Below are 19,452 nucleotides of genomic sequence, written 5' to 3'. Positions count from 1 at the left end.
AAGCTTACTCCTTGCCCTAGACGGCAGATGCGATAGAAATATGAAATCACTTCCGACAAAGCCGGAAGTACGGAACAAACCTTCTTGATGAAGTTTTCCCAGCCTCGATGGAATGCCCAAGCGTCTGCTGTCCCATCTATTGGCCGGACTGCCTTCAGGGACTTGTAATATGCCTTACAGGGATACGGTCGATCTTACCAATTGCGACCGAGAGCCGATCCATATCCCCGGCAGCATTCAACCTCATGGATGCCTTATCGCCTGCGATGCCGCCGGATCCGTCGTCATGCAGCATTCAGCCAACGTGGCGGACATGCTTGCGATCACGGGAGAGATTAACGGCCAACGGCTGGAGGATATCGTCGGCGGGGAGGCGGCCCACACATTGCGCAATGCGCTCGCCACGTCCGACAATCCGGCGCGGCCGGCGCTTCGGCACGGCCTCAAGTTTGCCTCGGGTGCCGCTTTCGACGTTTCGATCCATCGTTTCGAGTCCAAGGTGATCCTGGAGTTCGAACCGGCCTCGACCGATTCCGACCAGCCGCTCGAAGTGGCGCGCATGCTGATCAGCCGCATCCGCAACGTCGCCAGCCTCGACCGGCTGATCGAAAGCTCGGTGCGGCTGATCTATGCCATGCTCGGCTACGACCGGGTGATGATCTATCGTTTCGAAGAGGATGGTGCCGGAAAGGTCGTCAGCGAATACAAGAGACGCGACCTCGAAAGCTTCAAGGGCCAGTATTTCCCGGCGGGCGACATTCCGAAACAGGCCCGGGCGCTTTACGTGAAGAACACTATCCGGGTGATCTCCGACGCCGGCAATCCGCGCATCCCGATCGTGCCGGAAACCGACGAGGCAGGCGAGGCGCTCGATCTGTCCTTCGCACATTTGCGCAGCGTTTCGCCGATCCATTGTGAGTATCTGCGCAACATGGGGGTCGCCGCGTCGATGTCGATCTCCGTCGTGGTCGATAACGATCTCTGGGGCCTGATCGCCTGCCACCACTATTCTCCGAAAGTACTCTCGATGCCGCAGCGTGTGGCGGCGGAGACTTTTGGAGAATTTTTCTCGCTGCATCTGAGTGCGTTGAAGCAGCGACAGCTCATGGAGACTGCCGGCCAGGCTCGGCGGTCGCTCGACCGCTTCCTGCAGGCTGCCTCCCATCATGCGGATATTACCGCGCTGCTGCGCAATTCGCTCGCAGAGTTCGGCCAGATGCTAGCCTGTGATGGCATAGGCCTGTGGCTTGGCGGCGTGTTGACCGAGGAAGGCGCCGTACCGCCGCAGGACCTGATCGCAGAGCTCGCCGAGTTTGTCGGCGGCGTCGCAGGCGGCAAGATCTGGTCCAGCTTCCAGCTCTCCACGGATCTTCCGGGGATACGCATCTCTGCCGACACGGTCTGCGGCGTGCTGGCCATCCCGCTTTCCCAGCGACCCCGCGACTACCTGTTCTTCTTCCGCCGCGAAATGGTGCAGACGGTCAATTGGGCCGGCAATCCTGAGAAATCCTATGAAACGGGGCCCCTCGGAGACCGCCTGACGCCCCGCAAGAGTTTCGCGATCTGGAGGGAGATGGTGCATCGGCAAGCCCAGCCCTGGAGCGATAGTGACCGTGAGATCGCCGATGCGATCCGAGCCGTGTTGGTCGAGGTGGTCCTCCACCACAACGAACTGCTGGCCGACGAGCGCGGCAAGGCGGACGTACGTCAGCGGATGTTGAACGAGGAGCTCAACCACCGGGTCAAGAACATCCTTTCGGTGATCAAGGCGCTGGTCGGGCATTCGGTCGATGCCGAAGTCAGCCTCAAGGATTATATCGGCTCGCTCAAGGGACGCATCCAGGCGCTCGCCTTTGCCCACGACCAGGTGGTGCGCGGCGGCGACGGCGGCGGGCTGTCCGATCTTCTCGAAGCTGAGCTGAAGCCTTATAGCGAGGGAACGCGCAGCGTCACACTCAAGGGGCCGCGCGTCTGGCTCGACAGCCGTGCGTTTTCGGTCATGGCGCTGGTATTGCACGAGATGTCGACCAATGCGGCCAAATACGGCTCGCTCTCCGTCAACGGCGGGCGGCTGGATATCGAGTGGCGGCGGCTTGCTAACAACGATTGCGAACTTGTGTGGACCGAAAATGGCGGGCCGTTGGTAAGCCCCCCGTCCCGGGCCGGGTTCGGCAGCGTCCTGATCACCCGCAGCGTGCCCTACGAGCTCGAGGGTGAGGCGAAGATCGAATATCCGCCCGAAGGGGTGAGGGCGCGCTTCGTGGTACCGTCGAAACACATCCATGGCGATGAGGAGTTGGCGGACGTGGAAGCCGGGGAGAGCGGCAGCGTCGTCAGCCACGACGCCGTTGCTCCGCGGCTTCAGGACCTCGAATTCCTGCTGGTAGAAGACCAGATGCTGATTGCGGCGGACGTGGAAGCAATGCTCGCCGACCATGGCATCGACAAAGTGACGACGACGCCCTCGGCTGCCGACGCCTTCCGCAAGCTTGAGGACATCCGGTTTGATGTGGCGATCCTCGACGTCAATCTCGGCTCCGGCACATCGCTGCCGATTGCCGAGGAACTGATCCGCCGGAATATTCCGTTCATTTTCGCAACCGGCTATAGCGACAAGGCAATCATCCCGGCAAGCTTCTCGGCACCGGTGGTGCGCAAACCCTATGAGGCGGCCGCGCTGATCAGCGCCGTTACCAAAGTGCTTGGCGAACGGAGCTGACCGTCGTGGCGATGCCGGAGATATCCAAGCCGGAAATCCGGCTTAGATATCGAGGTTTTCCGCAAATGCGGCACGCTCCTGGATGAAGCGGAAGCGGGCATCAGCCTTGGTGCCCATCAGGTTGTCGACGGCCTCGCGCGTGCCTTCGAAATCCACGTCGTCGATGGAGATGCGCAGCAGCGTGCGATGGGCGGGATCCATCGTGGTTTCCTTCAGCTGCGCCGCCATCATCTCACCAAGGCCTTTGAAGCGGCCGATCTCGACCTTCTTGCCCTTGAACACCGTCTCCATCAGCTCCGCCCGATGGGCATCGTCGCGGGCATAGACGGTCTTGCCGCCCTGGCGCAGGACGTAAAGCGGCGGCACCGCCAGATAGAGATGGTTGCCGCGGATGAGCTCCGGCATTTCCTGGTAGAAGAAGGTGATCAGCAGCGAAGCGATATGGGCGCCGTCGACATCCGCATCGGTCATGATGATGATGCGTTCGTAGCGGAGGTCTTCCTCGCGGTATTTGGTGCGGGTGCCGCAGCCGAGCGCCTGGATGAGATCGGCGATCTGCTGGTTGGCCGACAATTTTTCACGGCTGGCACTGCCGACGTTGAGGATCTTTCCGCGCAAGGGCAGGATGGCCTGATTGGCGCGGTTGCGGCCCTGCTTGGCGGAGCCACCGGCCGAGTCACCTTCGACGATGAAGAGTTCGGCACCCTCGGCGGTGTTCTGCGAGCAATCGGCGAGCTTGCCGGGCAGGCGCAGCTTGCGCACCGCCGTCTTGCGGTTGACTTCCTTTTCCTTGCGGCGGCGCAGCCGCTCTTCGGCGCGTTCGATTACCCATTCGAGGAGCTTTGCAGCCTCGGCCGGATTGCCGGCAAGATAGTGGTCGAAGGGGTCGCGCAAGATGTTTTCGACGATGCGCTGGGCTTCGACAGTTGCGAGCTTATCCTTGGTCTGGCCGACGAATTCCGGCTCGCGGATGAAGACCGAAAGCATGCCGACCGCCGAGATCATCACGTCGTCGGTGGTGATTTCCTTTGCGCGCTTGTTCTGGGTCAGATCCGCATAGTTCTTGAGGCCCTTGGTCAGCGCGATGCGCAGACCCGCCTCATGCGTGCCGCCTTCGGGGGTCGGGATGGTGTTGCAATAGGAATGCAGCTCGGGATCGCCGCCATACCAGGTGATCGCCCATTCCATGGCGCCATGGCCGCCGGTCTTTTCGGTGCGGCCGGCGAAGATTTCGCGGGTCACCGTGAAGTCCTTGCCGAGCGTGGCGGAAAGATAGTCCTTCAGGCCGCCGGGGAAGTGGAAAACCGCCTTTTCGGGGATGTCGCCGCCTGCCGGCACCATTCCGGGATCGCAGCTCCAGCGGATTTCGACGCCGCCGAACAGATAGGCTTTTGAGCGCGCCATGCGGAAGATGCGGCCGGCATCGAATTTCGCATGATCGCCGAAAATCTGTGGATCGGGATGGAAGCGTACCCGGGTGCCGCGGCGGTTATGGACGTCGCCGAGTTCTTCCAGGCCGCCCTGCGGCATGCCGCGCGAAAAGCGCTGGCGATAGAGTTTGCGATTGCGGGCGACCTCCACCTCGAGAAGGTCGGACAGCGCGTTGACAACGGAAACGCCGACGCCGTGTAGACCGCCTGATGTCTCATAGGCCTTGCCGTCGAACTTACCGCCCGCATGCAGCTTGGTCATGATCACTTCGAGCGTAGACTTGCCCGGAACCTGGGGGTGATTCTCGACCGGGATGCCGCGGCCGTTGTCGGTGACCGTCAGGAAACCCTCGGCGTCGAGATGCACGTCGATGAAGTCCGCATGGCCTGCAACCGCTTCGTCCATCGAATTGTCGATGACTTCGGCGAAGAGGTGGTGCATCGCCTTTTCGTCGGTGCCGCCGATATACATGCCCGGACGCATGCGCACCGGTTCCAAGCCCTCAAGCACGCGGATGGAGGAGGCGCCGTAGTCGTCGCCGGACAGGGTGGTCGGCGCCGGGCGCGGTGTCGAGGGCTCGGCCTTGACGGCGGGCGTGGGTTCGACGGCAACTGCCTTGGCTGTCACCGGCAAATCGGCAAAAAGGTCATTATTGTCATCCATTGGCTGCGTCGGTACTACCTGTCGGGGTGCGGAAGAGGAAGCCATACCCATCTCGTGCTGTTTCGAATCACTCGCGATTCTGCCAGAAACCCGGCTTTTTCGCGATGCCGCATGGAAACGGTCGTTTTTCACCAATGCTGCGCCGATCGGGCCATGGCAAGCTTGCGAGGCTGAAGGAACCGGATGAAACAAAGCATGTCCACAGTTCATTTCGTTTTCGGCACGTTTCTTGCTGTGCTGGCAACCCTTGCCGCCGCGCCGGCAGGGGCGCAGGAGGGGCCGATAAAGCCTTTCAAGGATGAACTTTTCTCCCAGATGAGGGTGTTGCAATCCTCAGACGGCGGAGCCAATGAGGTGATCGACTACCAGGAAATGCGCGATATCAACGGCCGCGACCGCGAGCCGGAACGGCGCGTGAAGGACGACTATGTTTCCCCGGGTGTCAGGCGCTATCAACAGAACGAGACGCTGAACCTGGCCGGGCGCCGGCTCGATGTCACCAGGGTGGGACAGGCGGACGGAGCCGCTTTCACCGTGATCTTCGTCCACGGCCGCGGCGGCGACCGCCGACTCGGTGTCAACGACTATACGTTCGGCGGCAATTTCAACCGGCTGAAGAACCTCGCCACCGGCAATGGCGGCACCTATTATTCACCGAGCGTCACCTCGTTCGACGACAATGGCGTCGCCGATATCGCGGCGCTGATCCGCTACGCGTTCGACCAGTCGGCCGGGCGGCCGGTGATCCTCGCCTGCGCGTCGATGGGCGGGTTCATCTGCCAGGGCATCAGCCGCGACAAACAGGCGGTGCGGTATCTGAAGGGCGTGGCACTGCTCGGCGGCCCGCCGGACCCGGAATTGCCGAAATCGCTTCTGGCCAAGCGCAAGCTGCCCATTTATTTCGCGCATGGCGGCAGCGACAGCGTCTACAGGTCCGAGGATCAGGAAGCGGTCTATCGCAAGCTGAAGGCAGCACGTTATCCGACCCGGTTCACGCTGTTTGCGACTGGCAGCCACGGCACGCCGATCCGGATGGTCGATTGGCGGAAGGTCCTGAATTTTCTGCTGACCGGCCACTGAAATGCCGGTTGTTAACCAAGGTCCTGAACCAAAACCTGTCTTTTGCATACCAATTCACGCAGGATATGTCTAAAAACAGTTTCCCGAATAGACGGAGGCCTCGGTTTTGCTGGTCGGAACCGAACGGAGAGGAAATATTTGCCTATGACGCCTGATGTGCGCCCGCTCGTTGCCGGAAACTGGAAAATGAACGGCACCCGCGAGTTCCTGACCGAAATCAAGACGATTGCCGATGGCGTGATCGGACCGTTGTCGGAAAAGGTCGATACGCTGATCTGCCCACCGGCGACGCTGCTCTATGTCGCAACCGCCTTGGCGACAGACAGTCCGCTGGAGATCGGCGGCCAGGATTGCCACCAGAACATGTGCGGCGCCCATACCGGCGATATTTCCGCGGAGATGATCGCCGACTGTTTCGGCACCTATGTGATCGTCGGACATTCCGAGCGCCGAGCCGACCATGCGGAGACCGATCATCTGGTCCGCGCCAAGGCGGAGGCCGCCTATGCCGCCGACCTGACGGCGATCGTCTGCATCGGCGAAACCGGCGACGAACGCGACGCCTACCAGACCCTTGATATCCTGAAACGTCAGATTTTCGGCTCGCTGCCCCAATCGGCAAACGCCGTCAACACTGTTGTCGCCTATGAACCGATCTGGGCGATCGGCACCGGACTGACGCCGACCGTCAAGGATATCGAAATCGCCCATGCCTTCATGCGGGCAGAACTCGTCCAGCGGTTCGGCGAAGAAGGCAGGCTGATGCGCATTCTCTATGGCGGTTCGGTCAAGCCGGGCAATGCCCGGGAGTTGATGGGCGTCGAGAATGTCGACGGCGCACTGATCGGCGGCGCGAGCTTGAAAGCGGAAGATTTTCTCGCCATCTATCGGGTCTATGAGGGACTGACGGCCTAAAGCTTTTGATAAGGGCTTGGAATGCGCGCAGGCCTCATGTAAAGAGCCGCCAATCTTCTTCTATTGCCTCGTCGAGGGGCAGGGATCTTTAATTCATGCAGACCGTTCTGATTGTCATTCATCTCATGATCGTGCTGGCGCTCGTCGGCGTCGTGCTGATCCAGCGCTCCGAAGGCGGCGGGCTTGGCATCGGCGGCGGCTCCGGCTTCATGTCGGCACGCGGCACCGCCAATGCGCTGACCCGCACGACCGCCATCCTCGCGACGCTGTTCTTCATCACCTCACTGGCGCTCGGCATCCTGGCGCGGTACGAAGCCCGCCCGAGCGACATCCTGAACCGCATCCCGCAGAGCCAGCAGGGCACGGGCGGCGGCATTCTCGACCAGCTCGGCCCGGCGCCTGCGCCCGCTCCGGCAGGCAACGGCGTTCCGTCCGGTTCCGGCGCATCCGCTCCGGCGGCCCCGGCAACCGGTGCTGCGCCTGCAACGCCCGCTCCTGCTGCCCCCGCGACCGGTTCGGCGCCTGCCGCCCCGGCTGCGCCGACGGGCGTTCCGACCGGCCAGTAAGGGCCTGGTCCACGTTTCAAGCTCCGGCAGGCCAAAAGCCTGCCGGTTTTATTTTGTGAAGATTCCACAGCCGATTTTATAAAGCGGACGATTTAGGCTGGCGGAATCACCAATGAAAAGGTATCCGGTGAATCCCATGGCGCGATATGTATTCATAACTGGCGGCGTGGTTTCTTCCCTCGGAAAAGGAATTGCGGCCGCGGCACTCGGAGCTTTGTTACAAGCACGAGGTTACCGGGTTCGGCTGAGAAAGCTCGATCCTTATCTCAACGTCGACCCGGGCACGATGAGCCCGACGCAGCATGGCGAGGTTTTTGTTACCGACGACGGGGCGGAAACCGACCTCGACCTCGGTCACTACGAACGCTTCACGGGGCGTTCGGCGACCAAGACCGACAACATCACCACGGGCCGCATCTACAAGAACATCATCGACAAGGAACGCCGCGGCGACTATCTCGGCGCGACGGTCCAGGTGATCCCGCACGTTACCAACGAGATCAAGGATTTCGTCACCGAAGGCAATGACGACTATGATTTCGTCATCTGCGAGATCGGCGGCACGGTCGGCGACATCGAGGCGATGCCGTTCATGGAAGCGATCCGCCAGCTCGGCAACGACCTGCCGCGCGGCACCGCGATCTATCTCCACCTGACCCTGATGCCGTTCATTCCGGCGGCCGGCGAATTGAAGACCAAGCCGACCCAGCACTCTGTCAAGGAGCTGCAGGCGATGGGGATCGCCCCCGACATCCTGCTGGTGCGCGCCGACCGGGAAATCCCGGAGCCGGAACGCCGCAAGCTGTCGCTGTTCTGCAATGTCCGCCCGTCCGCCGTCATCCAGGCGCTCGACGTCGCCAATATCTATGACGTGCCGATGGCCTACCACAAGGAAGGCCTCGACAATGAGGTTCTCGCCGCCTTCGGCATCGAACCGGCCCCCAAGCCGCGCCTCGACGCCTGGGAAGAGGTCTGCAACCGCATCCGTACCCCGGAAGGCGAAGTGACGATCGCGATCGTCGGCAAGTATACGGGCCTCAAGGACGCCTACAAGTCGCTGATCGAGGCGCTGCATCACGGCGGCATCGCCAACCACGTCAAGGTCAACCTCGAGTGGATCGAGTCGGAGATCTTCGAGAAGGAAGATCCGGCGCCCTGGCTCGAGAAAGTCCACGGTATCCTGGTACCCGGCGGATTCGGCGAGCGGGGCTCGCAGGGCAAGATCCATGCGGCTCGTTTCGCGCGCGAGCGTAAGGTACCGTATTTCGGCATCTGCTTCGGCATGCAGATGGCCGTCATCGAGGCCGCCCGCAATCTCGCCGGCATCGAGAAGGCATCGTCGACGGAATTCGGTCCTTCCAAGGAGCCGGTGGTCGGCCTGATGACCGAATGGGTGAAAGGCAACGAACTCGAAATCCGTTCAGTGGCCGGTGACCTCGGCGGCACGATGCGCCTCGGCGCCTACAAGGCGGCGCTCAAGAAGGACACCAAGATCGCGGAAATCTACGGCTCGACCGATATTTCCGAGCGTCATCGCCACCGTTACGAGGTGAATGTCGACTACAAGGACCGGCTGGAAAACTGCGGCCTGGTATTCTCGGGCATGTCGCCGGACGGCGTGTTGCCGGAGACGATCGAATATCCGGACCATCCGTGGTTCATCGGCGTGCAGTATCACCCGGAACTGAAGAGCCGGCCGCTCGATCCGCATCCGCTGTTTGCGAGCTTCATCGAAGCGGCCCTGGAACAGAGCCGCCTCGTCTGAGCAAATCCAAGAAGGCAGGGTCTCGCATTCTGCCTTTTTGCCGTCAGGCGGAGACCTTCTGTTTTCGCACTGGCGGGAGTGCTTCAAAATCCCCTATGCTTCGCCGAATTGCTCTTTTCATTTCAGCGGTGCGATATGGCTATTTTCGACAGGTTTTCCCTCATTGGGCGCGTAGCGCTTGTGACCGGCGGCGGCCGAGGGCTTGGACTGCAGATGGCGAAGGCTCTGGCGGAGGCCGGCGCACATGTCGTGCTCAGCGGCCGCTCCCGCGACATGCTCGAACAGGCCGTTGCCTCCATCACGGGTGAGGGCGGCAAGGCGAGCGCTGCCGCCTTCGACGTCGCAGATCTCGATGCCGGACGCGAGGCGATCGCAAGGCTCCACACAGATCATGGCCGGCTGGATATCCTCATCAACAATGTCGGTGCCCGCGACCGGCGCCCGTTTGCAGCGTTCAGCGATGCCGAAATCCTGAACCTGATCCAGACCGACCTGCTCTCGGCAATCGCGCTGTCCCGCAAGGCCGCTGATATCATGAAGGCTCAGGGCCGTGGCCGTCTCATCTCGGTCACGTCGATCATCGGCAACATGGCCCGTTCGGGTGACGCCATCTATCCCGTCGCCAAACAGGGCCTGACCGGTCTGGTCAGAAGCCTCGCGGCCGAATACGGCCCGTTCGGCGTCACCAGCAATGCGATTGCGCCTGGCATGTTCGCCACCGAGACCAATGCAGAGATTTCCGCAAACCCCGACATGAACGCATTCATGCGCCAGCGCGTACCGCTGCAACGCTGGGGCCGGCCCGACGAGATCGCCGGCGCCGCATTGTTTCTGGCAAGCGACGCCGGGTCCTTCGTCAACGGCCATGTGCTGACCGTCGACGGCGGCATGTCCATTCAGATGTGATCGCGATTCACGCCGCCTGGGGAAGGGGGCCGACATAGACCGAGCGAGGCCGGATCAGCCGGCCTTCCAGCGCCTGTTCGCGGGCATGGGCGATCCAGCCGACAGTGCGGCCGATCGCAAAGACGCCGGTGAAGGCAGCCCGCGGAAATTTCAGCGCATCGAGCAGCAGGGCAGTATAGAACTCGACATTGACGTCGAGCGGCCGGTCCGGCTTGCGCTCCCTGAGGATGGCGAGCGCCGCCTGCTCGACGGCCTCGGCCAGCCGGATGCGGTCCGGGTCCACCTGTCCGGTCATGACCAAGGGCCGCAACGCGCCTTTCAGCGCGTCGGCGCGGGGATCGCGGACGCGGTAGATGCGGTGGCCGAACCCCATCAGCCGCTCGCCGCGATCGAGCGCCTGGCCGAGCCAGGTCTTGGCATTGTCCTCGCCGATCGCGTCCAGCATGTCGAGCACCGGTCCCGGCGCGCCGCCATGCAACGGTCCCTTGAGCGCGCTGATGGCGGCCAGCACCGATGACGTGAGACCGGCGCCGGTCGAGGCGACGACGCGTGAGGCGAAGGTCGAGGCGTTGAGACCGTGATCCGCGATCGTCACCAGATAGGCGTCCAGCGCTGCGACCTGTTCACGCGTCGGCAGGCTGGCGTACAGCATGGCAAGGATATCGGCAGACTGGGAGAGCGACGCGGTGGGCGCCACCGGCGTCTCTCCCTTCTGGAGCCTCAGCACGGCCGGCAGGAAGACGGCGGGGGCCGCGAGCAGTCGAAGCGTCGTTTCGAAATCCTCTCCGTCCGGCAGCCGCGCGATCAGGGCGCGCACGGCATCGACAGGTGGCAGGTTCAGAAGCGCGGCATCTGCGGCGCGCACATGCGCAAAAACTTCGGCACGGGCCTGGCCGAGGCGGGCCTTGAGATCGACCGCGGTGACGGGATGTTCCAGAAAGCCGTCCAGGAGCAGCGCTGCAGCATATTCATAGGTCGCGCGCTCGACAAGCAGGTCGAGAGATACGCCGCGAATGACGAGGCGTCCCGCTTCTCCGTCCACGTCCGAAAGCCGGGTTTCGGCGGCGATGACATCTTCAAGTCCGTTGTTTTTCATGGATGTTTCTCCTTTACGGGCTTGATGATCCGACCTAGTCTTATTGACGTCAATCTTGATGCAATCGATCAACATGAACATGCTCTGGATCACCGCCGAAGAGGCGCTCTCCCGCCTCGGGACCAAACCGCAGACGCTTTATGCCAATGTCAGCCGCGGCCGCATCCGCGCGAAGCCGGATCCTGCCGATCCGCGCCGCAGCCTCTATCAGGCCGACGACGTGAAGCGCCTTTCGGAACGGCATGCCGGGCGGCGACAATCGGCGGCGGTGGCGGCGGACGCGATCCGTTGGGGCGATCCGGTCCTGCCGACGACAATCTCGACGATTTCCAATGAGCGGCTTTTCTATCGCGGCCGCGATGCCGCCGAACTATGCGAACATGCCACGCTGGAAGAGGTCGCAGCACTTCTCTGGGATACGGAAAGCGTGTGCGCCGCCGCAGGCGAGGCGCGGTCGAGCGGCACCACCCGCCTGGCTGTGGCCTTTGCCGGGCTGGCGGCCCGCGTGATGAACGACCTGCCGGCGCTGCGGCGAAAACCCTTCATCCTCCGCGCCGAAGCAGCCGATGTTCTCTCGACCGTCGCCATGGCGCTTGCGCCATGGCCGGACCCGCTGCCCCTGCATGAGCGACTGGCGCTCGGCTGGCAGCGTCCCGATGCGGCCGAGCCTATCCGCAGGGCACTGGTGCTGGCGGCCGAACATGAACTTAACGTTTCCGCCTTTGCGGCGCGCGTGACGGCGTCGTCGGGCGCCGCACTCTCCGCTGCGACGCTTTCCGGCCTTGCGACGCTGACGGGGCCGCGGCATGGAGGCGCCTGGACCAGCGTCACGGTGCTTGCGGAAAAGGCGGGCTCGGTCGGCGTGCGAGAGGCGATCCGCAGCATGCTGTCCTCGGAAGGCGTCGTCAGGCCCTTCGGCCACCGGCTCTATCCGCATGGCGATCCACGGGCACGGGCGCTGATGGCGAGTTTCGAAGCGCCGCCGCTCTACGTCACGCTTGCCGAAGCCGGGGAGGAACTACTTGGCGAGCCTATCAACATCGATTTTGCACTTGCATCGCTTGCCGCGACTTTCGCGCTTCCTGAAGACGCGCCGCTCGTCATCTTTGCGCTTTCGCGCACCGCCGGCTGGCTGGCGCATGCCATGGAGCAGGTCGAGAGCGGACACCTGATCCGGCCACGGGCGCGTTATACCGGCCCGGGCAGCGAATCCGGTGCATAGCGTCCGTTAAAGGGTGGCGGCCCCCACGGCTGACATGACACCACCACAATAACTCCTTTATCCTGCAAGGGGAATCACGGGTGAGCATGGACGATGTTGGGCAGCAATTTCAGCTTGAGTTTGAGCCTGTTCGTGGCGCAGGGGCGCGAACGCAACACGGCCGAGTTCTACAAGAACGTCTTCGGCGCCACGGAAACCAATTCCTATGAAATGCTGCGCCTGACGATGATCGAGCTGCAGCTCGGACCGATCGGCATCGTCGTTTGCGGGTCCGATCCGGAAAGGGAGTCCGCGCCGTCCTATCAAGGGCCTTACCATCCGAAAAACGACGGCGCCGTCAGCACGATCTTTCAGCTGACGGTGCCGGACGTCGAAAGCGTCGTCGATTTGGCGTTCGAATTCGGTGGCATGATGCGCGACAGAATCCAGACGGACATGAACGGCCGCCAGGTGGCGTCGATCTTCGATCCGGCCGGTCATGTCTGGGTGCTGATCGAGCGGGAGCGGGAGCAGGACGAGGAATAGGATCGTCGCGGCCGTTCGGGGCGCGGATAGAGACCGGGCCGGCTGACGGAACTGCTCAGCTCAAGGGCGGATCAGCAGGATCGGGCAGGGGGCGCCGGCCGGCAGCTCCGGCGCGTGCGCCGGGCGGATGATGAGGCCATCGGAATGGGCAAAGATCTTCATCATCGATGAATCCTGCTTCGCGAAGGCCTCGGCGACGAGATTGCCGTCGCGGTCTCTCGTCAGCCTGGCGCGCAGATAGTCCTGGCGCTGGTCGTTGGCGAGAAGTTTGCTTGCCGCGACACCCTGCACCTCCCTGCGCTTTTCCGGCAGGTGTGCGAGCTTGCGGATCAGCGGTTCGAGGAAGAGCAGACTGGTGACGAGGCTCGCAACCGGATTTCCCGGCAGGCCGAGAACCTGCATTTCGCCGAGCGCGCCGACCATCAGGGGCTTGCCCGGCCGCATGGCGATGCGCCAGAAATCCAGTTCCATGCCGGCGGCTTTCAGCGTCGATTGTACCAGGTCATGATCGCCGACCGAGGCGCCGCCGAGGGTCACCAACACGTCGGCCTTGGCCGCACGGGCCTTGTCAATGGCCGCGGTGATATCTTCAGGCCGGTCGCGGACGATTCCGAGATCGAGAACTTCGCCGCCATTGTCGCGCACCAGCGCGGAAACGCCGAAGGTGTTGGAGGCGATGATCTGCGCGTTCCCGGGCGTGGCGCCGGGCGGCACAAGCTCGTCTCCGGTCGCAAGGACTGCGACGCGGGGCCGGCGATAGACGGAAAGCTCCGGGTGGTTCATGGCCGCGGCGACCGTCAGATGCGAGAAGTCGATGAGCGTGCCGGCCGGGAGCACGGTTTCGCCCTCGGCAAAATCCTGGCCGCGAGGGCGCACATGCCGGCCCCTGGTGACTTCGAACCTGGTGCGAATGCGGTCACCTTCGAGCTTTTCGGCATCTTCCTGGATGAGGATGGAATCGGCCCCTTCCGGCAGGGGCGCACCGGTGAAGATGCGCACGGTCTCGCCCTTGCCAACCGTGCCTTCGAAGGCATGGCCGGCGGCGGCGGTACCGATCACGGTCAGTTCGGCCCCGATCGCCGGTGCGTCGGAAGCCTTGAGCGCATAGCCATCCATGGCAGACGCCTCGAAGGGAGGCTGGGTGAGGCGGGCAACGAGGTCCGTCGCAAGGACTCGGCCGTTCGCTTCGCCAAGCGCGACCGTCTCCACCGTGCCGATCGGATTGGCCTTGCCGAGCAGGCGGTTCTTTGCTTCGGAAACGGGCAGTAGCGCCATTCTCAGTCCTCTGCGCGATAGGTTCCGGATTTGCCGCCGGTCTTTTCGAGAAGGCGGATGCCGCCGATCTCCATGGCCCGGTCGACGGCCTTGGCCATGTCGTAGATCGTCAGGCAGGCGACCGAGGCGGCCGTCAGCGCTTCCATCTCGACGCCGGTCTTGCCGGTGAGTTTCGCGGTTGCGGTCACCCGGAGGCCCGGAAGCTGCTCGTCCTCGGTGATGTCCACGACCACCTTGGTCAGCATCAGCGGATGGCAGAGCGGGATAAGATCCGAGGTCTTCTTGGCGGCCATGATGCCGGCGAGCCGAGCGGTGCCAATCACATCGCCCTTCTTGGCATTGCCCTTCCGGATCGTTGCCAGCGTTTCCGGCAGCATGCGGATATAACCTTCGGCGGTCGCCGAGCGGCTGGTTTCGGCCTTGTCGCCGACATCGACCATATGCGCCTCGCCGGACGCGCCGATATGGGTGAGGCCCGTCATTATTCCGCCGCCTGGGCCGCAGCCTCGCCGGTTAAAAGAAGGCGGGTAGCAGCGGCCACGTCGTCCTTGCGCATCAGGCTTTCGCCGACGAGGAAGGTGTTGATGCCGACCTTTTTCAGGCGCTGGCAGTCCTCATGGGTGAAGATGCCGCTTTCGCCGACGAGCAGCCTGTCGGCCGGCACCATCGGCGCCAGCCGCTCGCTTGTTTCGAGGTTGAGCTCGAAGGTGCGCAGATTGCGGTTGTTGATGCCGATCAGCGGCGAGGGGAGTTTCAGCGCCCGCTCTGTTTCCTCTTCGTCATGCACCTCGATCAGCGCATCCATACCGAGTTCAGCGGCAACATCGTAAAGCTCGCGCGCCTCGTCGTCGGAAAGCGATGCCATGATCAGCAGGATGCAATCGGCACCCCAGGCCCGCGCCTCGTGGATCTGGTAGGTCTCGAACATGAAATCCTTGCGCAGCGCAGGCAGCGAGCAGGCGTTGCGGGCAGCGCTCAGGAATTCTGGCGCGCCCTGGAAGCTCGGCGCATCGGTGAGGACGGAGAGGCAAGTGGCGCCACCGGCTTCGTAAGCGGCGGCAAGCGACGGCGGATCGAAATCCGGGCGGATAAGGCCCTTGGACGGGCTTGCTTTCTTGATCTCGGCGATCAGGCCGAAGGCACCGGTATCCTGCCTAGCCCTCAACGCGCGATGAAAACCGCGCGGGGAAGGCTGGTCCGCAGCGCGGGCCTTCAGCTCCGCAAGCGGTACGCTCGCCTTGGCAGCAGCGATCTCCTCGCGTTTATAGGCTTCGATCTTCTTGAGGATATCCGTCATGACCTCAATCCTTTTCGTTCGAGACGGCAACCAGACGGTCGAGCGCTGCCGCCGCCTCGCCGCTCTCCAGCGAACGGGTGGCAAGCCTCATGCCGTCGGCGATCGTTTCCGCCTTGCCGGCAACGATCAGCGAGGCGGCCGCATTGCAGAGCGAAATATCGCGATACGCATTCTTCGCACCGCCGAGCACGGCGCGCAATGCCGCCGCGTTGTGGACGCCATCGCCGCCCTTGAGCTCGTCCAGCGTTGCAGGCTGAACCCCGAAATCCATCGGCGTCAGCTCGAAGGAGCGGATCTTACCGTCTTCCAGCGCCGTCACCTGGGTAATGCCCGTGGTGGTGATCTCGTCCATGCCGTCGCCGTGGACGATCCAGACGGTCTCCGAACCGAGATCGCGCAGGACTTCGGCGATCGGACCGAGCCATTTTGGCGCGAAGACGCCGAGGAGTTGGCGCTTGGCGCCGGCCGGGTTGGAAAGCGGGCCGAGCAGGTTGAAGATCGTGCGGGTGCCGAGCTCGACGCGGCTCGGGCCGACATGGCGCATGGCCGCGTGATGCATGGAAGCGAACATGAAGCCGATGCTGGCTTCCCGGATGCAGCGGGAGATCTGGTCGGGACCGATCTCCAGGTTGACGCCCAGAACGCCAAGCGTATCGGCCGTGCCGGATTTCGAACTCAGCGCCCGGTTGCCGTGCTTGGCGACCGGGACGCCGCAGCCGGCGACGATCAGGGAGGCAAGCGTGGAGATGTTGTAGGTGCCGAGGCCGTCGCCGCCGGTGCCGACGATATCGATGGCGTTAGCGGGGCCGGAGACGGGCAGCATCTTCGATCGCATTGTTTCGACCGCGCCGGTGATCTCGGCAACAGTCTCGCCACGAACGCGCAGCGCCATCAGGAAGCCGCCGATCTGCGACGGCGTCGCCTCGCCGGACATCAGGATGTCGAAAGCGCCTCGCGCCTCTTCGTGACTGAGGCTCTCGCCATTGGCAACCTTGGCAAGCAGGGGTTTCAGCTCAGGCATGGTCGGCCGTCCCTCTGTTTCACTGGAGCATGGCCCGGTCGACCACGGTCTGGTTGACGGACACGCCGTAGCTGGTCTTCAGACTGTTGACCATCTGATCGAGCATGTCGTCACCGGCAGCGTTCGCCATCTGCTGCAGCTGCTGGTCGCCGGAGAGCGCATCCGTCGTCGCCTGGTCGACGGCGGCGACCTTCATCAGAAGGCGGCTTTCGCCGTCGGAGCCGAGCGCGGTCGCGGTTGTATTGACCGGGCCGGCGAAGGCTGCCGAAATCGCCTCGTTGCCGAAGATCGCATCCTCGGCGCCGCGGCGCAGGCCCTGCTTGTTTTCGACCGCAACGCCAAGTTCGGTGGCGATGGCTGCCAGCGTCTCGCCCTTGTCGAGGCGGCCCTTGAGTTCGGTCGCGCGGGCGGCAAGCGCCTGGCGCTGCTGTTCGGCAGTCCAGTCGGCAACGGCCTTGTCGCGCACATCGGCGAGGGGGCGGTCGCGCTCGGGCACGATGTTACGCACCTCGAACCAGACATAACCGTCATTGCCGAGGTTCACAGGAATGGTGTCGGCGCCCGGTTCGGTGCGGAAAACGTCTCCAAGCAGCGTGTTCGAAGCGGGAAGCTCGGTGATCCGCTGCTCCTTCTCGTTGCGGCCGGAGGCATCCGACGTCACGGTGACAGCCTTGAGGTTGAGCGCCTTGGCGGTATCCTCCAGCGAGGTGCCGCCGCTGCGCATATCCTCGAAACGGTCGTGGACGCTCAAGACTTCCTGGGACGCGGAAGAGACGGCAAGCCGCTTGCGGATCTCCTCCTTGACCTCGTCGAACGATCGCGTCGTCTCCGGGCGGATATTGGTGACGCGCAGGATGACCGGGCCGAAGGTGCCGGCGATGACAGCCGTCGTTCCGCCGCTGGCAGTGATCTTGAAGGCCGGATCGGCAAAGGCCGGATCAGGCACGTTCTCCTTGGTGAAATCACCGAGCAGAACGTCCGCCGCGGTCTTGCCCTGATCCTTGATGATCTGGTCGAAAGTGGCGGTACCGTCCTTCAGCTGTGCCGCTGCGGCCTGCGCCATTTCCTTGTTGGGGAAGGGGAGCTGCTCGATGGTGCGGGTTTCGTGCGTCTTGTAGCTATCCTTGCGCTTTTCGTATTCGGCGCGCGCTGCTTCGTCAGTCACCGAAGATGCATCGGCAATATCGCCCGGCTGCAGCTTCACATAGGCAAAGGTGCGGTATTCAGGTGCGCGGTAACGGGTCTTCACGCCTTCGAACCAGGCAGAAAGCACATCGTTCGCCGGCGCCTTCACAGGGTCGATATTGGCATTGGAGAGCAGGACATAATCGATCGAGCGGGTCTCGTCACGATAGCTCTTCAAAGCATCGACCAGCACTTTCGGCGGCTGGAAGCCATCCGAAACCGCCTCGACGATCTGGCTGCGCACCGCAACCTTGCTGCGCTCCTTGATGTAATCGTCTTCGCGGATGCCGGCATTGCGCAGGCGCGAGGTGAAGAGATTGCGGTCGAACTGGCCGTTGACGCCCTTGAAGGCCGGGTCTTCGGCGATCAGTTTGGCGAGGCGGTCTTCCGACAGGCCGAGGTTCATGTCACGGGAAAGCTGATCGAGTGCTGCACCAGCCGCGAGCTGTGTGAACACCTCGTTCTGGACGCCGAAGGCGCGAGCCTGCTCGGCGGTCAGCTGCGTGCCGAACTGGCGGCTGAGATTGGCGATCTGGCGCTGATAGGCGAGGCGGAATTCCTGGCTCGAAATCTGCTGGTCACCGACGGTCATCACCGTGTTGCCGCTCGCCGTCACCAGGGAGTGCGAAACGCCCCAGATAGCGAAAGACGCGACCAGAAGCAGGAGAAGCGACTTGGCAACCCAGGAGCGGGCGGCGTTTCTGAGGGAATCAAGCATCGATCAACATACCTTGCGAACAGTCCTGCCGCCCGGAAAAGGCGGATTGAAGGACTGTCTCTAAATCAAACCGAGATGGAAATGAAGGCATGCTGACGGAAAAGCGAAAAGCTCCCGTTCAGGCGCGTCTGGCGGTCTTCACACTCGCCGCAATCGGACCTGCATTCAGCCGGTCGGCCAAGGCCTGTGCGTCCCGCGGTGCGCGCACTTTCACGTCGTTGTCGAAGTAGACATAGACATCCAGCCCATGCGCCCGCGGCGGGGAGGGCGGCCCCACGCGCTCCGCGTCCTTCGGGTCGCGACCCTTGGCCCATTGGCGAATGAGCTGCGCCCACCGGTCGAGGGCCTTGTCGTCATATCCGCTGACGTAAAGTTGTTCGGAGCCATGCAGGCGGCAATAGACGAAATCGGCAGTGAGATCCATCAGGAGAGGCCATTCGACCGTATCTGCGACGACCAGGCCGACCTTGTAGCGACGCAGCAGGTCGACGAACTCCGGCGAGCGGAAGCTGTCGTGACGGATTTCCAACGCGTGGCGAATCGGCCGGTTCGCATCCGTTTCGACATAGGAGCGCCCATCGAGACGCGCGTCGTGCCGCCGGGCGAGCGCGACGGCATCCTCCGTGCTCTTCGGCAACAGCTTCAGAAAGGGCTCGAAACGTTCCGCATCGAATTTCATCCGCGGGGGAAACTGCCAGAGAATGGGTCCGAGCTTCTTGCCGAGGCGCAGGACGCCGGACGCCAGCAAATTGGCAAGCGGCGTCTCGATGTCGGTGAGGCGGCGCATATGGGTTATGTAGCGCGAACCTTTGATTGCGAAGACGAAGTCGTCGGGCGTTGCATCATGCCAGGCGGCAAAGCTCCGCGGCCGTTGAAGTCCGTAGAAGGTGCCGTTGATCTCGATCGAGCGGAAATGCTCGGCGGCGTAGGTCAGCTCTCGCTTCTGCGGCAGGCCTTCAGGATAAAAAACGCCGCGCCAGGGCTTGTAGGTCCAGCCCGAAATGCCAATCCGGATATCGCCCGACTGCTTTTTCATCGCACACCTGACGTCGTCATGGTGATCCGAAC

At 63.0% G+C, this 19,452-nt stretch carries 16 protein-coding genes; 8 read left to right on the top strand and 8 right to left on the bottom strand.

From position 1 onward, the window contains the following. The first annotated feature begins 169 nt into the window (after nucleotides 1–169). Entirely contained in the window at nucleotides 170–2,719 is a 2,550-nt protein-coding gene (locus tag AC1D3C_RS15805; RefSeq protein ID WP_477483548.1) for an HWE histidine kinase domain-containing protein, read from the top strand. A 42-nt stretch (nucleotides 2,720–2,761) separates the two neighbouring features. Here the strand turns inward: AC1D3C_RS15805 and parE are convergent, their stop codons facing one another. Next, entirely contained in the window at nucleotides 2,762–4,813 is a 2,052-nt protein-coding gene (parE, locus tag AC1D3C_RS15800; protein WP_477483547.1) for a DNA topoisomerase IV subunit B, read from the bottom strand. A gap of 195 nt (nucleotides 4,814–5,008) precedes the next feature. On the opposite strand from parE, the gene AC1D3C_RS15795 reads away from it, so the two are divergent. The 5 genes from AC1D3C_RS15795 (at nucleotide 5,009) to AC1D3C_RS15775 (ending at nucleotide 10,045) form a co-directional block, all read left to right on the top strand. Then, nucleotides 5,009–5,893, top strand: coding sequence for an alpha/beta hydrolase (locus tag AC1D3C_RS15795; RefSeq protein WP_477483546.1), 885 nt, complete (start codon nucleotides 5,009–5,011; stop codon nucleotides 5,891–5,893). Between the two features lie 144 nt (nucleotides 5,894–6,037). Beyond that, nucleotides 6,038–6,808, top strand: a complete 771-nt coding sequence (gene tpiA, locus AC1D3C_RS15790; protein WP_477483545.1) for a triose-phosphate isomerase — start codon at nucleotides 6,038–6,040, stop codon at nucleotides 6,806–6,808. A 95-nt stretch (nucleotides 6,809–6,903) separates the two neighbouring features. Then, a complete protein-coding gene (secG, locus tag AC1D3C_RS15785) occupies nucleotides 6,904–7,374 on the top strand; it encodes a preprotein translocase subunit SecG (protein ID WP_477483544.1) in 471 nt (156 codons plus the stop codon). A gap of 136 nt (nucleotides 7,375–7,510) precedes the next feature. Then, complete coding sequence (locus AC1D3C_RS15780; RefSeq protein ID WP_038549208.1) at nucleotides 7,511–9,139, top strand: CTP synthase; 1,629 nt, start codon at nucleotides 7,511–7,513, stop codon at nucleotides 9,137–9,139. 135 nt (nucleotides 9,140–9,274) lie between these two features. Next, nucleotides 9,275–10,045 (top strand): SDR family oxidoreductase, encoded by a 771-nt coding sequence (locus AC1D3C_RS15775; protein WP_477483543.1) that lies wholly within the window; start codon nucleotides 9,275–9,277, stop codon nucleotides 10,043–10,045. A 7-nt stretch (nucleotides 10,046–10,052) separates the two neighbouring features. On the opposite strand, the gene AC1D3C_RS15770 is transcribed toward AC1D3C_RS15775, so the two are convergent. Beyond that, nucleotides 10,053–11,141, bottom strand: a complete 1,089-nt coding sequence (locus AC1D3C_RS15770; RefSeq protein WP_477483542.1) for a citrate synthase/methylcitrate synthase — start codon at nucleotides 11,139–11,141, stop codon at nucleotides 10,053–10,055. 79 nt (nucleotides 11,142–11,220) lie between these two features. Between AC1D3C_RS15770 and AC1D3C_RS15765 the strand changes: the two genes are divergently transcribed. Both AC1D3C_RS15765 and AC1D3C_RS15760 read left to right on the top strand, forming a co-directional pair. After that, a complete protein-coding gene (locus AC1D3C_RS15765) occupies nucleotides 11,221–12,363 on the top strand; it encodes a citrate synthase (protein WP_477483703.1) in 1,143 nt (380 codons plus the stop codon). 93 nt (nucleotides 12,364–12,456) lie between these two features. Further along, nucleotides 12,457–12,888: a VOC family protein gene (locus tag AC1D3C_RS15760; RefSeq protein ID WP_477483541.1), complete on the top strand. Its 432-nt coding sequence runs from the start codon at nucleotides 12,457–12,459 to the stop codon at nucleotides 12,886–12,888. A 60-nt stretch (nucleotides 12,889–12,948) separates the two neighbouring features. Here the strand turns inward: AC1D3C_RS15760 and AC1D3C_RS15755 are convergent, their stop codons facing one another. From AC1D3C_RS15755 to AC1D3C_RS15730, 6 genes are all read right to left on the bottom strand, one after another. Next, a complete protein-coding gene (locus AC1D3C_RS15755) occupies nucleotides 12,949–14,163 on the bottom strand; it encodes a molybdopterin molybdotransferase MoeA (protein WP_477483540.1) in 1,215 nt (404 codons plus the stop codon). A 2-nt stretch (nucleotides 14,164–14,165) separates the two neighbouring features. Then, a complete protein-coding gene (gene moaC, locus AC1D3C_RS15750) occupies nucleotides 14,166–14,645 on the bottom strand; it encodes a cyclic pyranopterin monophosphate synthase MoaC (protein ID WP_477483539.1) in 480 nt (159 codons plus the stop codon). Further along, nucleotides 14,645–15,460, bottom strand: coding sequence for an indole-3-glycerol phosphate synthase TrpC (gene trpC / locus AC1D3C_RS15745; protein ID WP_477483538.1), 816 nt, complete (start codon nucleotides 15,458–15,460; stop codon nucleotides 14,645–14,647). Before trpC ends, moaC begins: the two co-directional genes overlap by 1 nt. A 4-nt stretch (nucleotides 15,461–15,464) precedes the next feature. Continuing rightward, nucleotides 15,465–16,481: an anthranilate phosphoribosyltransferase gene (gene trpD, locus AC1D3C_RS15740; RefSeq protein WP_477483537.1), complete on the bottom strand. Its 1,017-nt coding sequence runs from the start codon at nucleotides 16,479–16,481 to the stop codon at nucleotides 15,465–15,467. 19 nt (nucleotides 16,482–16,500) lie between these two features. Continuing rightward, entirely contained in the window at nucleotides 16,501–18,384 is a 1,884-nt protein-coding gene (locus tag AC1D3C_RS15735) for a peptidylprolyl isomerase (protein ID WP_477483536.1), read from the bottom strand. Nucleotides 18,385–18,502: 118 nt separating this feature from the next. Further along, on the bottom strand, nucleotides 18,503–19,420 hold the full coding sequence (locus tag AC1D3C_RS15730; RefSeq protein ID WP_477483535.1) for a DUF72 domain-containing protein: 918 nt from the start codon (nucleotides 19,418–19,420) through the stop codon (nucleotides 18,503–18,505). Nucleotides 19,421–19,452 lie beyond the last annotated feature (32 nt).

It is taken from the genome of Neorhizobium sp. P1_A6 (assembly GCF_056406795.1).
This window is presented reverse-complemented; position numbering and strand designations above follow the sequence as displayed.

Bases quoted from the DNA above. Each gene is read 5' to 3' on its own strand.
- AC1D3C_RS15730 (WP_477483535.1), bottom strand. From the start codon at position 19,420: ATGAAAAAGCAGTCGGGCGATATCCGGATTGGCATTTCGGGCTGGACC.
- AC1D3C_RS15765 (WP_477483703.1), top strand. From the start codon at position 11,221: ATGCTCTGGATCACCGCCGAAGAGGCGCTCTCCCGCCTCGGGACCAAA.
- AC1D3C_RS15775 (WP_477483543.1), top strand. From the start codon at position 9,275: ATGGCTATTTTCGACAGGTTTTCCCTCATTGGGCGCGTAGCGCTTGTG.
- secG (WP_477483544.1), top strand. From the start codon at position 6,904: ATGCAGACCGTTCTGATTGTCATTCATCTCATGATCGTGCTGGCGCTC.
- AC1D3C_RS15735 (WP_477483536.1), bottom strand. From the start codon at position 18,384: ATGCTTGATTCCCTCAGAAACGCCGCCCGCTCCTGGGTTGCCAAGTCG.
- AC1D3C_RS15760 (WP_477483541.1), top strand. From the start codon at position 12,457: ATGTTGGGCAGCAATTTCAGCTTGAGTTTGAGCCTGTTCGTGGCGCAG.
- parE (WP_477483547.1), bottom strand. From the start codon at position 4,813: ATGGATGACAATAATGACCTTTTTGCCGATTTGCCGGTGACAGCCAAG.
- moaC (WP_477483539.1), bottom strand. From the start codon at position 14,645: ATGACGGGCCTCACCCATATCGGCGCGTCCGGCGAGGCGCATATGGTC.
- trpC (WP_477483538.1), bottom strand. From the start codon at position 15,460: ATGACGGATATCCTCAAGAAGATCGAAGCCTATAAACGCGAGGAGATC.
- trpD (WP_477483537.1), bottom strand. From the start codon at position 16,481: ATGCCTGAGCTGAAACCCCTGCTTGCCAAGGTTGCCAATGGCGAGAGC.
- AC1D3C_RS15805 (WP_477483548.1), top strand. From the start codon at position 170: ATGCCTTACAGGGATACGGTCGATCTTACCAATTGCGACCGAGAGCCG.
- AC1D3C_RS15795 (WP_477483546.1), top strand. From the start codon at position 5,009: ATGTCCACAGTTCATTTCGTTTTCGGCACGTTTCTTGCTGTGCTGGCA.
- tpiA (WP_477483545.1), top strand. From the start codon at position 6,038: ATGACGCCTGATGTGCGCCCGCTCGTTGCCGGAAACTGGAAAATGAAC.
- AC1D3C_RS15780 (WP_038549208.1), top strand. From the start codon at position 7,511: ATGGCGCGATATGTATTCATAACTGGCGGCGTGGTTTCTTCCCTCGGA.
- AC1D3C_RS15755 (WP_477483540.1), bottom strand. From the start codon at position 14,163: ATGGCGCTACTGCCCGTTTCCGAAGCAAAGAACCGCCTGCTCGGCAAG.
- AC1D3C_RS15770 (WP_477483542.1), bottom strand. From the start codon at position 11,141: ATGAAAAACAACGGACTTGAAGATGTCATCGCCGCCGAAACCCGGCTT.